The sequence below is a fragment of the Pseudomonas sp. HMSC076A11 genome (assembly GCF_001810205.1).
GTDB classification, from domain to species: domain Bacteria; phylum Pseudomonadota; class Gammaproteobacteria; order Pseudomonadales; family Pseudomonadaceae; genus Pseudomonas; species Pseudomonas aeruginosa.
Genome location: NZ_KV800303.1, coordinates 191,490 through 207,384, shown reverse-complemented (window position 1 = coordinate 207,384; position 15,895 = coordinate 191,490). Strand labels below are relative to the sequence as shown.

Sequence of the window (15,895 nt, the reverse complement as noted above, 5' to 3'; positions counted from 1 at the left end):
CGCGGTACCAAGCATCGGCTTGCGAATCCAACGGAGGAAGATGGTCTTTTTCATTAACGCAGACGAATGATTTGCTGTCGGCCATAACGGAAACTCCGAAACTCAGCAGGAAAGTGAACAGATAAATAGAGATACGCATCGCTCAGTCCACCGTAAAATTGGGACTATAGGGTGTGGTGACATCCCAGAACCGCAATAAATGGGTCGTTAGAGATTCACCATTTCGCTGCTGCTTCCAGTTCTTATCCATCTTCTGATTCCACAGCTTGAAGTTTTCTTCGGTCGTTTCGGCCAACTTATAAGCATGTGCCCCCCACAACTCCTCCCGCATCGCCCTCGCCAAATCCGGATTGGGTTGGGCAATCCCCAATTCGCTGTCGCTATGCATGCTGCGGACATTGATATTGGCCGAGCTGAGCAGGGTATAGAGGTCGTCCACCAGCAGCAGCTTGGAGTGCACGTAGATGTGTTTGTAGCGCGCCTTCAGCGGCGGCGCCCCGAGGGCGGCCTCGGCTTCGGCGGACAGGCGCGCTGGCGGCGGGCTGCCGGGGGCAGGGTCACTGGTGGCCAGGGTGGCGACGACCACCTTGAGGCCGGGTACTTCGGCGAGTTGATAGGGCTTGTCGTCCTCGCCGGTGTTCTTCGCCAGTCCGGGAATCTCCTGCGCGCCGAGATCGCCGAGGCGTTGCTCGACTTCCGGCGTCACGCCTTTCTCTTCGAGCGCCTCGATCTTGCGCTCCAGCCGTTCGATGTTGTTTTCCTGGCCGCGCCGGACATAGGGATCGGGATGTAGGTTTTCCCTGACCTGCTTCAACTGCTCCCGCTTTTCCCGCAAGTCATGCGCCAGGTCGCGCTGTACCTGCGGCATCAGTTGCTCCTGGCCCAGGCCTTTCATCATGTCGTAGGTGGTCTTCGAGGCGTCGCTGGAGTCGGGGGTGTTGGTCACGACGAACAGGTACAGGTCGCCGGGCACGCCCCGGGCCTTGCGCACCTGCGCAGTCTTCCGCAGGCGCTCGGCGAAGCCGGCATAACGGAAGTACTGGTTTTCCATGTAGACGTAGTCGGTGGCATTGCCCAGGGCCTTGAGATAGTGCTCCAGGATCGAGCGCTCGTCGTCCTGCGGCTGGGTCCGGCAAATCTGCGCGACGCTGTTGCTGGCGGGCGTGGCGATCTTCGGCAGCGGCAAGGCGTCGCGCTCGGCGGTCAGCGATGGCGTCGAGAACCAGCGCTTGTACCACGGCGTCTCGAGGTCCCAGGCCTCGCTGAAGTTGCGGCTGAGGTCGGCCAGCACCGGGCCCTGGACCTGCATGGAGATATCCTGCCAGGGCCCGAACCCGGGATCGCGACCGGCGGCGCGGTCGTCGAACAGGTGGGCGCTGGTGTCCCAGTAGTTGCGGTGCATGTTGTGACCCATGACGAAGCCGATGGCCTGCGGGCTGCCATAGTCGACCACGACCATCTTCTGGTGATGGCTGGCGAACTGGGTGAGTACCAGCAACTGGCCGATGCCCAGGTCGTCGATGCCATCGGCGCGCAGCAGGTGGATCAGGCTTTGCAGTCGCCCATTGACGAGGCGCACTTGCTCGCCGTTCATCACCGGCCTGGCCGTCTGCTCGAAGTCGCGGGTACGGAACTCGACGTTCTGCAACCCACCGCCGCGTACCGCCTTGAACCAGTCGCGGGTGAATATCTGCCCCCAGGGATCCTGGCGGGTGCCGCCGGAACCGCGCTTGCCGCCGTAGCCCTGGGCCTCGCTGCTGTCGAGAGTGCGCTGGATCTCGGCGTTCTCCGCCTCCAGCTCGGCGATGCGCGCCCGCGCGTGGGCGGCGCCCCGCGGGTCGAAGCTCGGCAGCCTGCCTTCGCGGTGCAGCCGTTCCGAGCGCTCCAGGGCTTCCTGCTGCCGCGCGATGAGGTTGAGGTTATGCTGGCGCCGCTGCTCCAGTCGCAGCACCTCGTTGTCCACCGCGCTGCCGCTGGCGACGCCCGAGCCCGCCCAGGTGCCGCCGGAACCGCCGACGCCGGCCCCGGGGATGGTGTTTTCCTTGAGCCTGGCGAGTTGGTTGCTCCAGACCAGCACTCGCGCCTGCACTCCTTCGCGGCCCTTCGTCTGCAGCAATTCGCCGATTCGCGGTCCGTCGGGGCGTTTGAAACGCATGGCCGGGTCGAAGCCCCAGGTGATGATGTCGATGCTGTGCCGGGCCGCCTCCATCGCCGCATGCACCGCGTCGAAGGCCGCCTGGCCATTGATCAGCGGCTTGATGTGCACACCCGCGCGCGGCGGGTAGAAAGCCTTGTTGGCGAACCAGTCGAGGGTCAGCCGGACGCTGCCGGCCTGTTGCGCGTATAGCTTGAGGGTCTGCGGTTTGTACAGGTCGCTCATGGCGTGGGCTCATCCTTGTCGGCGGCGCCGGGCCGCGAGGCGTCGCGCCGGTAGGCGTCCGGGGCGGAACGCGGCTTGTGCTGGGGCATTTCCGCCCGGTAGTCGCGGAACCCCTGCTGGGCGAGCCGATCGTCGGCCTGCAGTGCGTCCGGCTGGTCGACCATCTCCACTTCGTAGGCGTGGCCATTGGCGGTCTCGATGCGATAGGTGCGTTCGCCCGGCAGCGGTTCGAAGCTGATTGCGCCGCCTTCGTCGGCGATGCCCTCCTCCTTGAAGGCACCATTGGCGTAGAGCCGATACGGTTGCCTGGCCGCCGATGGCACACCGGGCAACGGACTGAGTTCGAAACGCAGGAGTTTCTGCGGCGCTTCGCCGACCTTCTGGGCGATGGCTCCCAACAAGGCGCCTCCCGCCGCCGCGGCGTCGGCCGCGAGCGGTTGCAGCGGCGACAGCGCGCGAACGCCGCTACCGATGCCGGGGCTGCCGCCGCTGTTGATCATCACCTGGGCGCCGTCAAGGGTGACACCGCCCGGGTCGAGCCTGGCGAAGCTGCCACCGCCCTTTAGGGTCAACTCCATGCCTGCCTCGATCACTACCTTGTCGCCGGCCTTGAAATGGATCTCGTCGCCCGCCTCGACGAACTGGCCGGTGCCGATCCTCAGGTGCAACGCGTCGGCGACGCTGAGGTGGTCGGCCGCCTTCAGTTCGACCTTGCGGTCGGCATGGACCGTGCGCTGTTCCTCGGCCCTGAACTCGCTGTAGCTATCGCCCTCGACCGTGTCGTGGCGCTCGTGGCCGACGCGGATCTTCTGGTCGTGCTCGATGTTCTCGTCCCAGTCGCGCTGGGCGTGGACGAAGATCTGTTCCTGGCCCTTGCGGTCCTCGATGCGCAGTTCGTTGAAACCGCCGCCGCCGGGGTAGCTGTCGGTCTTGAAAACGCTGCGGGTCTTGTTCTGCGGCAGCTCGTAGGGCACCCGGTTTTCGCTGTGGTAGAGGCAGCCGGTGACCAGCGGCTGATCCGGATCGCCCTCCAGGAAACCCACCAGGACTTCCATGCCCACCCGCGGGATGGCGACGCCGCCATAGCGCTTGCCCGCCCAGTTGGAGGCGACGCGCAACCAGCAACTGGTGTTGTCGTCGGCCTGGCCGAGGCGATCCCAGAAGAACTGCACCTTGACCCGGCCGTATTGGTCGCAGTGGATGGTCTCGCCGGCGGGGCCGGTCACGACCGCTGTCTGGCAGCCCAGCACGCGTGGCCTGGGATGCTCCAGCGGGGGGCGGAAATGCGCGCTCCAGGGAGTGGCGACGAAATGGTTGCGATAGCCCTGGCGGAAATCGCCCTGGCCCTGCGCGACGTCGCTGTCGATCGACTCTTCCAGTACCTGCGGCTGCCGCCCTTCGTGGAGAACCTCGGTAAGCAGCCAGAGATCGTTCCATTCGCCGCGGGGATGCGCGGACAGCGTCAGGAAGTGTCCGCTGAGCAGCGCCGGTTCGTCGCTTTCGCCCCTGGCCTGTAGGTAGTCGGCGCGATGCCGTTCCAGCGCGCGCCGGCTCAGGTGCTTGCCGCGCTCGCGGTGGGTGAAGCGGCCGGGATAGTCGTAGTCCTCCAGGTCCGGTTGCTGCGCCACGAGCTGCGGGCCATGGGCGGCCTGCATCTGCAACGCGGGTTGCTCGAAGTCGTAGTCGCGCCGGGTAACCCGGCTGGCACGGGTGTCGAAGCGCACGCCGAAGCGCTTGACCACCGGCTGGTCGGCGACCAGCCCGGCGTCCTGCACGTAGGCGACGGGGCGTTGCAGCCGCGGAAAGGAGGTCTGGTCGTCGCCGAAGACCAGCACATGGCCCTGGGCAGAAAACTCATGGTGGTAATGGATGCCCTCCTCCTCGCAGAGCCTGCTGAGGAACGCCAGGTCGGTTTCGTCGTACTGCGTGCAGTATTCGCGGGCCGGGTACGGCGTCGGGCCCAGCTGGAAGCGGTAGGCGTCGGCGAGAATGCCGTGGCCCTCCAGCACCCGACCGATGATTTCCGGCACGCTGAGGCGCTGGAAGATGCGTTGGTCGCTGCACAGCCCCAGGTAGGCCAGGCGCGGCTCCAGGGTCGCGCGATAGCCGGTCAGGCGCTTGCCGGAGTCCCCCTGGGCGATGCTGGTGAGCTGTCCGTGGACCCCTTGCCCGCTCGGCGAGAGGATCAGGAAGGCCGGCTGGTGCAGCAGCGCGTCGAGGTCCAGATCGGATCGCTCGCTGACCAGCTCCAGGTCGAAGCGAAAGGGCTGGCTGATGGCTTCGCGACCGCGGAAGGCGAGTACCTGGAAGTCGTGCCGGAGGTTTTCGATGCGAAGGCTGAAGTGCGTCTGGTTGGCGGGGGCGAACATTCACTGTCCTCTTGGAAACGCAGCCGTGCGTTCCTGGCGTATTCGGTTCCGGGCGCGACGCGCCTGCGCCCGCGCGATGGAAATGCTGGCCGAGAGGATAGAGGAGAACAGTTGTGCAACTCTTTGCGCACTCGGCCTCCCGGCCGCATCAACGCTGACCTCAATAAATTTGTAACAGAAAATTTCCAGAATGCCGACACGGACGCCCCACCCCATCCGCGGCATTCACGTCCGCCAGGACGGGCCAGGCGTCCGCCGCCTCGAGCGCCTCAGGCGTAGCGCTCGCGACCCCAGGCGAGGAGGCTTTCCAGCAGTTCGCGGATGACCGCGCGGGTCGCTTCGGCGAGGTCCGCGCGGTAAGCGAACGGGGCCTGCTCGTCCATGTAGGTGCACTGCGCCAGCTCCAGCTGGACGGCATGGACGTGCTGCTCCGGCTGGCCGTAGTGGCGGGTGATGTGGCCGCCCTTGAAGCGCCCGTTGAGCACATGGCTGTAGCCTTCGGCGGCAGCGCAGACCGCCTCCAGGCGGGCCGCCAGCGCTGGATCGCAACTGGCGCCGGCGTTGGTGCCGAGATTGAAGTCGGGCAGTCGGCCGTCGAACAGGTGCGGCACGTGGGAACGGATCGAGTGGGCGTCCCAGAGCAGCGCGTAGCCGAACTCGGCCTTCAGCCGCGCCAGTTCCTCGGCGATGGTCCGGTGGTAGGGCGTCCACACTTCGGCCAGGTAGCGCATGCGTTCCTCGGCGGACGGCGCCATGCCTTCGCGGTAGAGCGGCCGGCCGTCGAACAGGGTGTCCGGATACAGGCCGGTAGTGGCGGTGCTGTACAGCGGCTTGTCGTCGGAAGGGCGGTTGAGATCGACCACATAGCGCGAATAGTGGGCAGCCAGGGTGCTGGCGCCCAGTTCCTCGGCGAAATCGTAGAGCCGGGGAATGTGCCAGTCGGTATCGGTCAGCGCCCGCGCCTCCTCCACCAGGCCGGCGTCCACCGCCGGGGTCAGGCGCGTGCCGGGGTGCGGCATGCTGATCAGTAGCGGCACGCGGCCGCGCTTGAAACTCAGGACTTCATCCACGGTATACCTCCTCGGCGTGGCGAATGACGCGTTTCGGCAGATCGCCGCCCAGCCAGTAGGCCAGCTCCGCCGGACGCTCGATGTCCCAGGCGACGAAGTCGGCCAGCTTGCCGACCTCCAGGCTGCCGTGGCTGGCTTCCAGCCCCAGCGCCCGGGCGGCGTGCAGGGTGACACCGGCCAGCGTCTCCTCCGGGGTCAGGCGGAACAGGGTACAGGCCATGTTCAGCATCAGGCGCAACGACAGCGCCGGCGAGGTGCCGGGATTGAGATCGCTGGCAATGGCCATGGCCACGCCGTGCCGGCGCAGGGCATCGATCGGCGGCAGCTGGGTCTCGCGCAACAGGTAGAAGGCGCCCGGCAGCAGCACCGCGACGGTGCCCGCCTCGCCCATGGCGCGGGCGTCGTCCTCGGTCATGTACTCCAGGTGGTCGGCCGACAAAGCCCGGTAGCGCGCCGCCAGGCTGGAACCGTGCAGCGAGGATAGCTGCTCGGCGTGCAGCTTCACCGGCAGGCCCAGCTCGCGGGCGGCGATGAATACCCGCTCGACCTGCGCCGGGGAAAACGCCAGGTGCTCGCAGAAGGCGTCCACCGCGTCCACCAGTCCCTCCCCGGCCAGCGCGGGGAGCATCGTCGAGCAGATATGCTCGATGTAGTCGTCGGCGCGCCCGGCGTATTCCGGCGGTAGCGCATGGGCGGCCAGGCAGGTGCTGCGCACGGTCGCCGGCAGGCGTTCGCCGAGGCGGCGGATGACCCGCAGCATCTTGCGTTCGCTGGCCAGGTCGAGGCCGTAGCCGGACTTGATCTCCAGCGCCGTCACGCCGTCGCGCAGCAAGGGCTCCAGGCGCTTGCGCGCGCTGGCCAGCAATTCTTCCTCGCTGGCCTCGCGGGTGGCGCGTACGGTGCTGGCGATACCGCCGCCGGCGGCGGCGATCTCGGCGTAGCTGACGCCCTCCAGGCGCTGCTCGAATTCGCCGCTGCGGTTGCCGCCGAACACCGCGTGGGTGTGGCAGTCGATCAACCCCGGGGTCAGCCAGGCGCCACCGAGGTCGATGCGTTCGGCGTAGTCGCCGGGCGGCAGTTCGGCGCGCGGGCCGATCCAGTGGATCAGCGGACCGTCGGTGACCAGGGCGGCGTCCTCGACGATCGAGTACTTGCCGCCCTTGAGGGTGGCGGCATGGCAATGCTGCCAGAGTCGTTTCATTGCAGGTCTCCTATGCTCGCGGCCAGCCGGGCGAGACTCTTCCGCTCGCCGAGGATGGCCGCCGCGCTGGCGATGTCGGGAGCCAGCCAGCGGTCGGTGTCGTACGCGGGCACGCGCTCGCGCAGGATGCCCCAGGCCGCCGCGGTGCCCTGGCCGAAGCGTTGCGGGGCGAGGAATTCGAAGGCCTGGGCGGCCAGCAGGTACTCGATGGCGAGGATCCGCCGGAGGTTCTCCAGGGCCCTGCCAAGCTTGAGCGCGGCACTGGTGCCGAGGCTCAGGTGGTCCTCCTGGAGCGCCGAGGTGACGAAGTTGTCGACCACCGCCGGCTGCGCCAGCTGGCGGTTCTCGCCAGCCAGGGAGGCGGCGACGTACTGGGTGATCATCATCCCCGAGTTGACTCCCGGCTTGCCCACCAGGAACGCCGGCAGGCCGCTGACCAGCGGGTTGACCAGGCGATCCAGGCGCCGCTCGGCGACCCCGCCCAGCTCGGCCACGGCGATCGCCAGCAGGTCGGCGGCCATCGCCACCGATTCGCCGTGGGGATTGGCCTGGGATACCACCCGGTAGGCGTCCGGCGTACCCAGCAGCAGCGGGTTGTCGGTGGCCGAGTTGAGTTCGGTCTCTATCTGCCGCGCCGCGTGGGCCAACTGGTCACGGCAGGCGCCATGGATCTGCGGTATCGAGCGGATGCTCAGGGCATCCTGGGTGCGGATGCCGCGGGCGTTCTCCAGTACCTGGCTGCCAGCCAGCAAGGCCCGCAGATTGGCGGCGACCCGCTGCATCCCGGGATGCGGCTTGAGCGCAACGATCTCGGCGTCGAACGCCGCCAGTTGGCCGCGCAGGGCCTCGAAGCTCATCGCCCCGATCACGTCGGCCCACTGCGCCAGGCGCTGCGCGTCGTCCAGGGCCAGGCAGGCGAGGCCGGTCATGCACGGCGTGCCGTTGACCAGGCAGAGCCCGTCCTTGGCTCCCAGGCGCACCGTCGCCAGGCCTTCCGCCGCCAACGCGGCGGCGGCCGGCACGACGCTGCCGCGGTAGCTGACCTCGCCGATGCCGAGCAGGGCGATGCCGACGTGCGCCATGTGGGTCAGGTAGCCCACCGAGCCCTGGGCCGGCACCTGCGGGGTAATCCCGTGGTTGAGCAGCGCCAGCAGCCCTTCCACCAGCGAACGGTCGAGCCCGGACTTGCCCTGGCTGTAGTTGGCGACGGCGGCACAGATGATCGCCCGGGTCTGTTCGTCGCGCAGCGGCTCGCCGACCCCGCAGGCATGGCTGAGCAAGGTGTTGCGCGACAGCTCGGCGAGCTGCTCGCCTTCCAGCAGGACGTCACACAGCGCGCCGAGGCCGGTACTGATGCCGTAGGCACGCTCGCCATTGGCGACGATACGGCAGACGATGGCGCGGGCGTTGTCGATCCGTGCCCAGGCCGCCGCCGACAGTTCCAGGCGCGCACCGTGCCGGGCCACCGCGACCAGTTCCTGCCAACGCAGCGGACCGTCGCCGAACACGACGCTCGGTAGGTCGCTCATAGGTTCGCCACCCGCCGCTGGACGAAGCGGTCGACGTAGTCGTCGGCCGGCTGGTGGAGGATTTCCCGTGGTGTGCCGACCTGGATCAGTTGGCCGTCCTTGAGGATCGCGATGCGGTTGCCGATGCGTACCGCCTCGTCGAGGTCATGGGTGATGAAGACGATGGTCTTGTGCAGGGTTTTCTGCAGTTCCAGCAACTGGTCCTGCATGTCCGCGCGGATCAACGGGTCGAGGGCGCTGAAGGCCTCGTCCATGAGAATGATCTCGGTGTCGGCGGCCAGCGCGCGGGCCAGGCCAACGCGCTGGCGCATGCCACCGGAAAGCTGGTGCGGATAGGACTTCTCATAGCCCTTCAGGCCCACCGTGGCGATCCAGTGCAGGGCCCGCTCGTGGCACTGCGCCCGGCTTTCGCCGCGAACCTTCAGGCCGTAGGCGACATTGTCGAGCACGCTCTTGTGCGGCAGCAGGCCGAAACTCTGGAACACCATGCTGATCTTGCGCCGGCGGAATTGCCGGAGGGCTTCCATGTCGTAGCGCAGGATGTCCTCGCCATCCACCAGGATCTCGCCGCTGGTGGGGTCGATCAGGCGGTTGAAGTGGCGCACCAGGGTCGACTTGCCGGAACCCGACAGGCCCATGATCACGAAGATCTCGCCAGCGCCGATGGACAGCGACAGGTCGTTGACGCCGACCACGCAGCCGGTCTGCGCCAGCACTTCGGCCTTGCTGCGTCCCTGGCGGATCAGCGCCAGCGCGGCATCGGCGCGCGGGCCGAAGATCTTGAACACGTTCTTCACTTCGATCTTGTTCATCTGCGCACCGCTCATTTGCTCGTCTCGTGCCGGGAACGGCCATAGGCCTGGGTGATGCGGTCGATCACCACCGCGAGGATGACGATCGCCAGGCCGGCTTCCAGGCCCTTGCCCACGTTCAGCGTCTGGATGCCCACCAGTACGTCTTCGCCGAGGCCGCGGGCGCCGATCATCGAAGCGATCACCACCATCGACAGGGCCATCATGGTGGTCTGGTTGATCCCCGCCATGATGCTCGGCAGGGCCAGCGGCAACTGCACGCCGAACAGCTGCTGCCAGCGGTTGGCGCCGAAGGCGTTGACCGCCTCCATCACCTCGCTGTCGACCTGGCGGATGCCCAGGTCGGTGAGGCGGATCAGCGGCGGCGCGGCATAGATCACGGTGGCGAAGATCGCCGGCACCTTGCCCAGGCCGAACAACATCAGCACCGGGATCAGGTACACGAAGCTGGGCATGGTCTGCATGATGTCCAGCAGCGGCATCAGCACCGCGCGCAGGCGGTTGCTGCGCGCGGCGAGGATGCCCAGGGGGATGCCGATCAGCACCGAGATGAAGGTCGCCACCAGCATCAGCGCGAGGGTCTGCATCAGCTTGTCCCAGAGGCCGACGGCGCCGACCAGGAACAGCAGGCCGGTGATCACCAGGGTCGGCAGCAGGCGCCGGGTGGCGTGCCAGGCGATCGCCGCGACGATCGCCAGCAACAGCCACCAGGGCGTGGCGCGGAGCAGCCCTTCGAGGTTGACGATGGCCCACAGCAGGGTGTCGGAGATCTTGCGGAACAGGTCGCCGTAGTTGGTCACCAGGGCGTCGACCCAAGCGTTGACCCAGTCGGCGATGGAAAATGTCAGGCGTTCGGGAAACATGGTCTGCTCTCGTCGGTCGTGGGTTCAGAGTGCCGCTTCGATCTTCTTCGCCGCGTCCTCGTCGACCCAGGCGTGCCAGACCTCGGGGTGCTCCTTGAGGAACTCGCGCGCCAGGCGCGCCGCATCGATCCGGTCCTTGGCCATCCGCGCCAGGTCGCTGTTCAGCAGCTCCGCCGGCAGGTTGACCTTCTCCAGCACCGCCACCAGCTCCGGCGCCTGGTCGTGGAAGGTCCGCGACAGGCCGACCTGGATCCTGATGCGCTTGTCGACGCCGGGCCTTTCCTCCAGGCGCACCAGGTCGGCGCGGCCCATCAGCGGCGTCGGCGACCAGTAGTAGAACAGGATAGGCTCGCCGCGCCGATAGCTCGACAGCACCGCCGCGTCCAGTGCCGGGCCGGTGCCCGGACGGAAATTGGTGAACGTCTCTTCCAGGCCGTAGCTTTTCAGCATCTCGCTGTTCTCCAGCTCGCAGGTCCAGCCGGCCGGGCAATTGTAGAAGCGCCCCTTGCCCGGCTCTTCCGGGTCGCGGAAGACCTCGGCGTACTGCGCCAGGTCGGCGATAGAGCGCAGCTTCGGCGCCTTCGCCTCGAGCTTGCGCTGCGGGTCGCCCTCGATCACGTAGCGCGGCACGTACCAGCCCTCCACCGCGCCGACGATGGGTTCGCCGACGCCGACCACCTTGCCGGCCGCGGCAGCCTTGTTCCAGGCGTCGCTGCGGCCGATCCACTCCTCGGCGAAGACCTGGATGTCATTGGTGCTCAGCGCCTGCTCCATGGTGATCGAGTTGCCCGGCAGGCTGTCGGTGGTACAGCCGTAGCCCTTGGCCAGGACGAACTGCATCAGTTCGGTGAGCAGGGTCCCGCTCTCCCAGTTCAGCCCGGCGAACTTCACCGCCTTGCCGGACTCGCACCAGCCTTCCGCCTGGGCGCCCGCCGCGGCGGCGAGCAGGCCGAGGGCACAGAGAACACTCAACATCGACTTCTTGTATCGCATGGTTCGACGCTCCAGATGCACGATTGGGAAAGGCAGTTGGAAAACCTGCGGGCCGCGCCCGGGGGAACGGCCTCGATCGTTGTTATTGGCCGGCGGCTCAGGCCGCCGTCGGTTCCGTCACAGCCCTCCCTGGGCCTGAAGCACGCCATGCGCGGCATCGCCCTTCGGCCTGACCCAGCGCCGGTAGGCGATCACCAGCAAGGCGATCCAGATAGCCCCGACCCACAGGGCCGGGCGGGTGTCCGGGAAATAGCCGAGCACCACGAAGATGAACAGCATGAAGACGATCGCCGCCGCCGGCGCGAATGGCCACAGCGGCACCGGGAACTTCAGCGCGGCGACCTGGCGCGGCCCCATGCGCCGGCGCATGCCGACCTGGGCCAGGAGGATCATCAGCCAGACCCACACGGTGGCGAAGGTGGCGATGGAAGCGATCAACAGGAATACGCTCTGCGGGATCAGGTAGTTCAGCGCCACGCCGAGCAGCAGGGCCACCGCCATCAGCAGCACGGTCATCCACGGCACGCCGTGCCGCGACACCCGCGAGAAGCCGACCGGCGCCTGGCCCTGGCGGGCCATGCCGTAGAGCATGCGACCGGCGCCGAAGATGTCGCTGTTGATCGCCGAAATCGCCGCGGTGATCACCACGACATTGAGGATCGCCGCGGCCGACTCGATCCCCAGGCCGTCGAAGATCTGCACGAAGGGACTGCCGTTGCTGCCGATCTGCTGCCAGGGGAAGATCGCCATCAGCACGAACAGGGTCAGCACGTAGAACAGCAGGATGCGCAGCGGCACCGCATTGATCGCCCGCGGGATCACCCGCTGCGGGTCCTGCGCCTCGCCGGCGGTGATGCCGATGATCTCGATGCCGCCGAAGGCGAATACCACCACCGACAGCGAGGCGACCAGCCCGGCCCAGCCGTTGGGCAGGAAGCCGCCGTGCTGCCACAGGTTGTGCACGCCGGTGGCGGACGTCGCCGCGCCGCCCAGGCTGAAGCCGAAGAACATGATGCCGAGCCCGGCGAGAATCATCGCGACGATGGCACCGACCTTGACCAGCGACAGCCAGAACTCCAGCTCGCCGAAGACCTTGACATGACAGAGGTTCAGCCCGCCGATGAACAGCACGATGGACAATACCCAGATCCAGCGCGGCACGTCGGGAAACCAGAACCCCATGTAGATGCCGAACGCGGTGACATCGGCGAGGCAGACGATGATCATCTCGAAAGCGTAGGTCCAGCCGGTGACGAACCCGGCCAGGGGGCCGAGATAGCTGCTGGCGTAATGGCCGAACGAGCCGGACACCGGCTCGTGCACCGCCATCTCGCCGAGCGCGCGCATCACCATGTACACCGCCGCGCCGGCGATCAGGTAGGCCAGCAGCACCGCCGGCCCGGCCATCTGGATGGCCGATGCGGAACCGTAGAACAGGCCGGTGCCGATCGCCGACCCCAGTGCCATGAAACGAATATGACGGGCGTTCAGTCCGCGCCGAAGCCCCGTGTCGTGCGTCATCCCTCGGCTCTCCTGTTGTTGTTCTTGCTGGAGCGCCCCGGCCGAGCGGCCGGGGGCGGGTATCAAAGGCTCGGCAACAGCCGGGCCGGCAGCAGCGCGTTCAGGCAACCGCTGGCGAGCAACTGGCTGGCGGCCTCGATGTCAGGGGCGAAGAAGCGATCCTCCTGGTAGTACGGCACCTTGTCGCGCAGCAGGCGGCGAGCCTGCTCCAGCTTCGGCGAACTCTGCAGGCCCTCGCGGAAGTCCAGGCCCTGGCAGGCACCCAGCCATTCCACGGCGAGAATCCCGCGGACGTTCTCGGCCATCGCCCAGAGCCGTTTGCCGGCGTTCGGCGCCATCGACACATGGTCTTCCTGGTTGGCCGAGGTCGGCAGGCTGTCGACGCTGGCCGGATGGGCCAGGGCCTTGTTGTCGCTGGCCAGCGCGGCGGCGGTGACCTGGGCGATCATGAAGCCGGAGTTGACCCCGCCGTTGGCCACCAGGAACGGCGGCAACTGCGACATGTGCATGTCCATCATCAGCGAGATGCGCCGTTCCGACAGCGAACCGATCTCGGCCAACGCCAGGGCCAGGTTGTCGGCGGCCATCGCCACCGGTTCGGCGTGGAAGTTGCCGCCGGAGATCACGTCGCCCTCGGCGGCGAATACCAGCGGGTTGTCGGACACCGCGTTGGCTTCGATCTCCAGCACCTCGGCGGCCTGGCGCATCTGGGTCAGGCAGGCGCCCATCACCTGCGGCTGGCAACGCAGCGAATAGGGGTCCTGGACCTTGTCGCACTTCTCATGGGAGCGCGCCACCTCGCTGCTGGCGGTGAGCAGGTCGCGATAGGCCGCGGCCACGTCGATCTGCCCGCGCTGGCCGCGCGCGGCATGGATGCGCGCATCGAACGGCGCCCGCGAACCGAGCATGGCCTCGACGCTGAGCCCGCCGCAGACGGTGGCGGCGGCGAACAGGTCCTCGGCTTCGAACAACCCGCGCAGCGCGTAGGCGGTGGACACCTGGGTGCCATTGAGCAGGGCCAGGCCTTCCTTCGCCGCCAGGGTCAGCGGCTCCAGCCCGGCCACCGCCAGCGCTTCGGCGGCCGGTAGCCACTCACCGCGATGGCGCGCCCGGCTTTCGCCGATCAGCACCAGCGACATGTGCGCCAGCGGCGCCAGGTCGCCGGACGCACCCACCGAGCCTTTCAGCGGGATGTGCGGATAGACCTCGGCGTTGATCAGCGCGATCAGCGCGTCGATCACCTTGCGGCGGATGCCGGAGAACCCGCGCGCCAGGCTGTTCACCTTGAGCAGCATGACCAGCCGCACCATGGCGTCGTCCAGCGCCTCGCCGACGCCGGCGGCATGGGACAGGACGATGGAACGCTGGAGCTTCTCCAGGTCGGCCGGGGAAATCCGCGTCGAGGCCAGCAGGCCGAAGCCGGTGTTGATGCCGTAGGCGGTGCGGCCCTCGGCGATGATGTTCTCGACACAGGCGACGCTGGCGGCGATCGGCGCGTCGGCGCTGGGATCCAGGCTCAGGCGCACGGGGGCCAGGTAGGCTTGGCGCAGGTCGGCCAGGGTCAACTGGCCGGGTTTCAGATGCAGGCTCATCGAAGGCTCCTTGTTCGGTTCGGCGGGCTCGGCAGCGCCGTCCGCCGGCGGCGTTTCATCGGATTGAAGGCGGCCGCGCCGCCCTGGAAATTCGTCTCAGGCCCCGTGCGCGGGATGTTCGAAGGCGCCGGGATCGGCCGGCAGGATCATTCGCGCCGGGGCCTGGCGCGTGGCCTTGCGCCGCGCCACCAGGTAGTAGAGGACCGCCGGCACCAGCAAGCCGATGATCCAGGAGATATCCACGCCGCCGAGGTGCTCGACCATCGGTCCGGTGTACAGCGTGGTCGCCAGGAACGGCATCTGCACCAGCACGCCGAGGGTATAGACGGCGATTCCCGGCAGGTTCCAGCGACCGTAGCGGCCGTCGGGGTCGGCCAGCGCGGGCACGTCATAGCGCTCGCGGGTGATGAAGTAGTAGTCGACCAGGTTCACCGCGCTCCACGGGGTGAAGAAGGTCAGCAGGAACAGGATGAAGGACTTGAACGCAGCGAGGAACGAGTGCTGGCCGAGCAGCGCGATGAGCGTCGAGGCGCCGACGATCGCGAGGACGAAGAACAGGCGTTGCACGCGGGTGATCTCCAGTTGGCCGCGTACGCTGCTGATGATGGTCGCGATGCACATGAAGCTGCCGTAGGAGTTCAGCGTGGAAATGGTCACCTTGCCGAAGGCGATGCTGAAGTAGAGCAGCGCGGCGACGGTCCCGCTGCTGCCCAGGCCGACGATGTAGGCCACCTCGCGGCCGGCGAACTGGCCGTTGGCCAGGGCTGCGGAGAACACCCCGAGGACCATCGAGGCCTGGGCGCCGAGCACCGAGCCGAGGCCGACGGCGAGGAAGGTCTTCCACGACGAGGTGGACGCCGGCAGGTAGCGTGAATAGTCGGCCACGTAGGGGCCGAAGGCGATCTGCCAGGACGCCGCCAGCGACACCGCGAGGAGGAACGAGGCCCAGCTGAAATGGCGGATGGCGAGCAGGTCGCCGATGTCGCTGAGCAGCATCAGGCGGCTGAACAGGTAGGCGAAGGCGATGATGCCGAGGACGCTGGCGATCCGCCCGATGATGTGGATGACGCGATAGCCGAGCACCGTCACCAGGACGATGAAGGCGGCGAAGATGAAGATCCCGGCGCTGTCGCTGAGCCCGGTGAGCTGGCCGATGGCCTGGCCGGAAAGCACCGTGCCGGTGGCGGTGAAGCCCAGGTACATCAGGCACACCAGGGCGATAGGGATGCAGGCGCCGTAGACGCCGAACTGCACCCGGCTGGAAATCATCTGCGGCAGCCCCAGGCGCGGCCCCTGCGCGGCGTGCAGGGCCATCACCGCGCCGCCGAGGAGCTGGCCGATGAGCAGGCCGACCAGCGACCAGAACACGTCGCCGCCGAGGACCACGGCGAGGGCGCCGGTGACGATGGCGGTGATCTGCAGGTTGGCCCCCAGCCAGAGGGTGAACTGGCTGTAGAGGCGGCCGTGACGCTCGTTCGCCGGGATGTAGTCGATCGAGCGCCGTTCGATCAGTGGCTTGCTGTCGCTGCCCTGGGTCATGCTGCTGTACTCCGCTGCGGCTCGCG

At 67.6% G+C, this 15,895-nt stretch carries 11 protein-coding genes and 1 pseudogene; all 12 read right to left on the bottom strand.

The window, feature by feature from the left end; all coding sequences use genetic code 11:
- Positions 1 to 139 (bottom strand): annotated as a pseudogene (locus HMPREF2716_RS29840) (sel1 repeat family protein); the annotation flags it as partial.
- Between the two features lie 3 nt (positions 140 to 142).
- The gene (gene pldB / locus HMPREF2716_RS14670) at positions 143 to 2,380 is read right to left on the bottom strand and encodes a type VI secrection system-dependent phospholipase D effector PldB (protein WP_023518170.1); all 2,238 of its coding nucleotides are present in this window, start codon (positions 2,378 to 2,380) and stop codon (positions 143 to 145) included.
- Entirely contained in the window at positions 2,377 to 4,749 is a 2,373-nt protein-coding gene (locus HMPREF2716_RS14665; RefSeq protein ID WP_003162200.1) for a type VI secretion system Vgr family protein, read from the bottom strand. Before HMPREF2716_RS14665 ends, pldB begins: the two co-directional genes overlap by 4 nt.
- A gap of 269 nt (positions 4,750 to 5,018) precedes the next feature.
- Complete coding sequence (hutG, locus tag HMPREF2716_RS14660; protein ID WP_003095940.1) at positions 5,019 to 5,819, bottom strand: N-formylglutamate deformylase; 801 nt, start codon at positions 5,817 to 5,819, stop codon at positions 5,019 to 5,021.
- Entirely contained in the window at positions 5,812 to 7,020 is a 1,209-nt protein-coding gene (gene hutI / locus HMPREF2716_RS14655) for an imidazolonepropionase (RefSeq protein WP_003114456.1), read from the bottom strand. The genes hutG and hutI overlap by 8 nt, the downstream gene beginning before the upstream one ends.
- Positions 7,017 to 8,549, bottom strand: a complete 1,533-nt coding sequence (gene hutH, locus HMPREF2716_RS14650) for an HAL/PAL/TAL family ammonia-lyase (RefSeq protein ID WP_025324635.1) — start codon at positions 8,547 to 8,549, stop codon at positions 7,017 to 7,019. The genes hutI and hutH (HMPREF2716_RS14650) overlap by 4 nt, the downstream gene beginning before the upstream one ends.
- Positions 8,546 to 9,376, bottom strand: a complete 831-nt coding sequence (locus tag HMPREF2716_RS14645; RefSeq protein ID WP_003095945.1) for a quaternary amine ABC transporter ATP-binding protein — start codon at positions 9,374 to 9,376, stop codon at positions 8,546 to 8,548. Before HMPREF2716_RS14645 ends, hutH (HMPREF2716_RS14650) begins: the two co-directional genes overlap by 4 nt.
- A complete protein-coding gene (locus HMPREF2716_RS14640; RefSeq protein ID WP_003095946.1) occupies positions 9,373 to 10,224 on the bottom strand; it encodes an ABC transporter permease in 852 nt (283 codons plus the stop codon). Before HMPREF2716_RS14640 ends, HMPREF2716_RS14645 begins: the two co-directional genes overlap by 4 nt.
- A 24-nt stretch (positions 10,225 to 10,248) precedes the next feature.
- Entirely contained in the window at positions 10,249 to 11,217 is a 969-nt protein-coding gene (locus tag HMPREF2716_RS14635; RefSeq protein ID WP_003095948.1) for an ABC transporter substrate-binding protein, read from the bottom strand.
- Between the two features lie 117 nt (positions 11,218 to 11,334).
- Positions 11,335 to 12,738 (bottom strand): amino acid permease, encoded by a 1,404-nt coding sequence (locus HMPREF2716_RS14630; RefSeq protein WP_003101758.1) that lies wholly within the window; start codon positions 12,736 to 12,738, stop codon positions 11,335 to 11,337.
- Between the two features lie 62 nt (positions 12,739 to 12,800).
- Positions 12,801 to 14,330 carry a histidine ammonia-lyase gene (gene hutH / locus HMPREF2716_RS14625; protein ID WP_003162197.1) on the bottom strand — a complete coding sequence of 510 codons (1,530 nt, stop codon included), beginning with the start codon at positions 14,328 to 14,330 and terminating at the stop codon, positions 12,801 to 12,803.
- 96 nt (positions 14,331 to 14,426) lie between these two features.
- Entirely contained in the window at positions 14,427 to 15,869 is a 1,443-nt protein-coding gene (locus tag HMPREF2716_RS14620) for a purine-cytosine permease family protein (RefSeq protein WP_003101761.1), read from the bottom strand.
- Positions 15,870 to 15,895: the final 26 nt, after the last annotated feature.

Bases quoted from the DNA above. Each gene is read 5' to 3' on its own strand.
- pldB (WP_023518170.1), bottom strand. From the start codon at position 2,380: ATGAGCGACCTGTACAAACCGCAGACCCTCAAGCTATACGCGCAACAG.
- HMPREF2716_RS14630 (WP_003101758.1), bottom strand. From the start codon at position 12,738: ATGACGCACGACACGGGGCTTCGGCGCGGACTGAACGCCCGTCATATT.
- HMPREF2716_RS14635 (WP_003095948.1), bottom strand. From the start codon at position 11,217: ATGCGATACAAGAAGTCGATGTTGAGTGTTCTCTGTGCCCTCGGCCTG.
- HMPREF2716_RS14620 (WP_003101761.1), bottom strand. From the start codon at position 15,869: ATGACCCAGGGCAGCGACAGCAAGCCACTGATCGAACGGCGCTCGATC.
- hutH (WP_003162197.1), bottom strand. From the start codon at position 14,330: ATGAGCCTGCATCTGAAACCCGGCCAGTTGACCCTGGCCGACCTGCGC.
- hutI (WP_003114456.1), bottom strand. From the start codon at position 7,020: ATGAAACGACTCTGGCAGCATTGCCATGCCGCCACCCTCAAGGGCGGC.
- HMPREF2716_RS14640 (WP_003095946.1), bottom strand. From the start codon at position 10,224: ATGTTTCCCGAACGCCTGACATTTTCCATCGCCGACTGGGTCAACGCT.
- HMPREF2716_RS14645 (WP_003095945.1), bottom strand. From the start codon at position 9,376: ATGAGCGGTGCGCAGATGAACAAGATCGAAGTGAAGAACGTGTTCAAG.
- HMPREF2716_RS14665 (WP_003162200.1), bottom strand. From the start codon at position 4,749: ATGTTCGCCCCCGCCAACCAGACGCACTTCAGCCTTCGCATCGAAAAC.
- hutH (WP_025324635.1), bottom strand. From the start codon at position 8,549: ATGAGCGACCTACCGAGCGTCGTGTTCGGCGACGGTCCGCTGCGTTGG.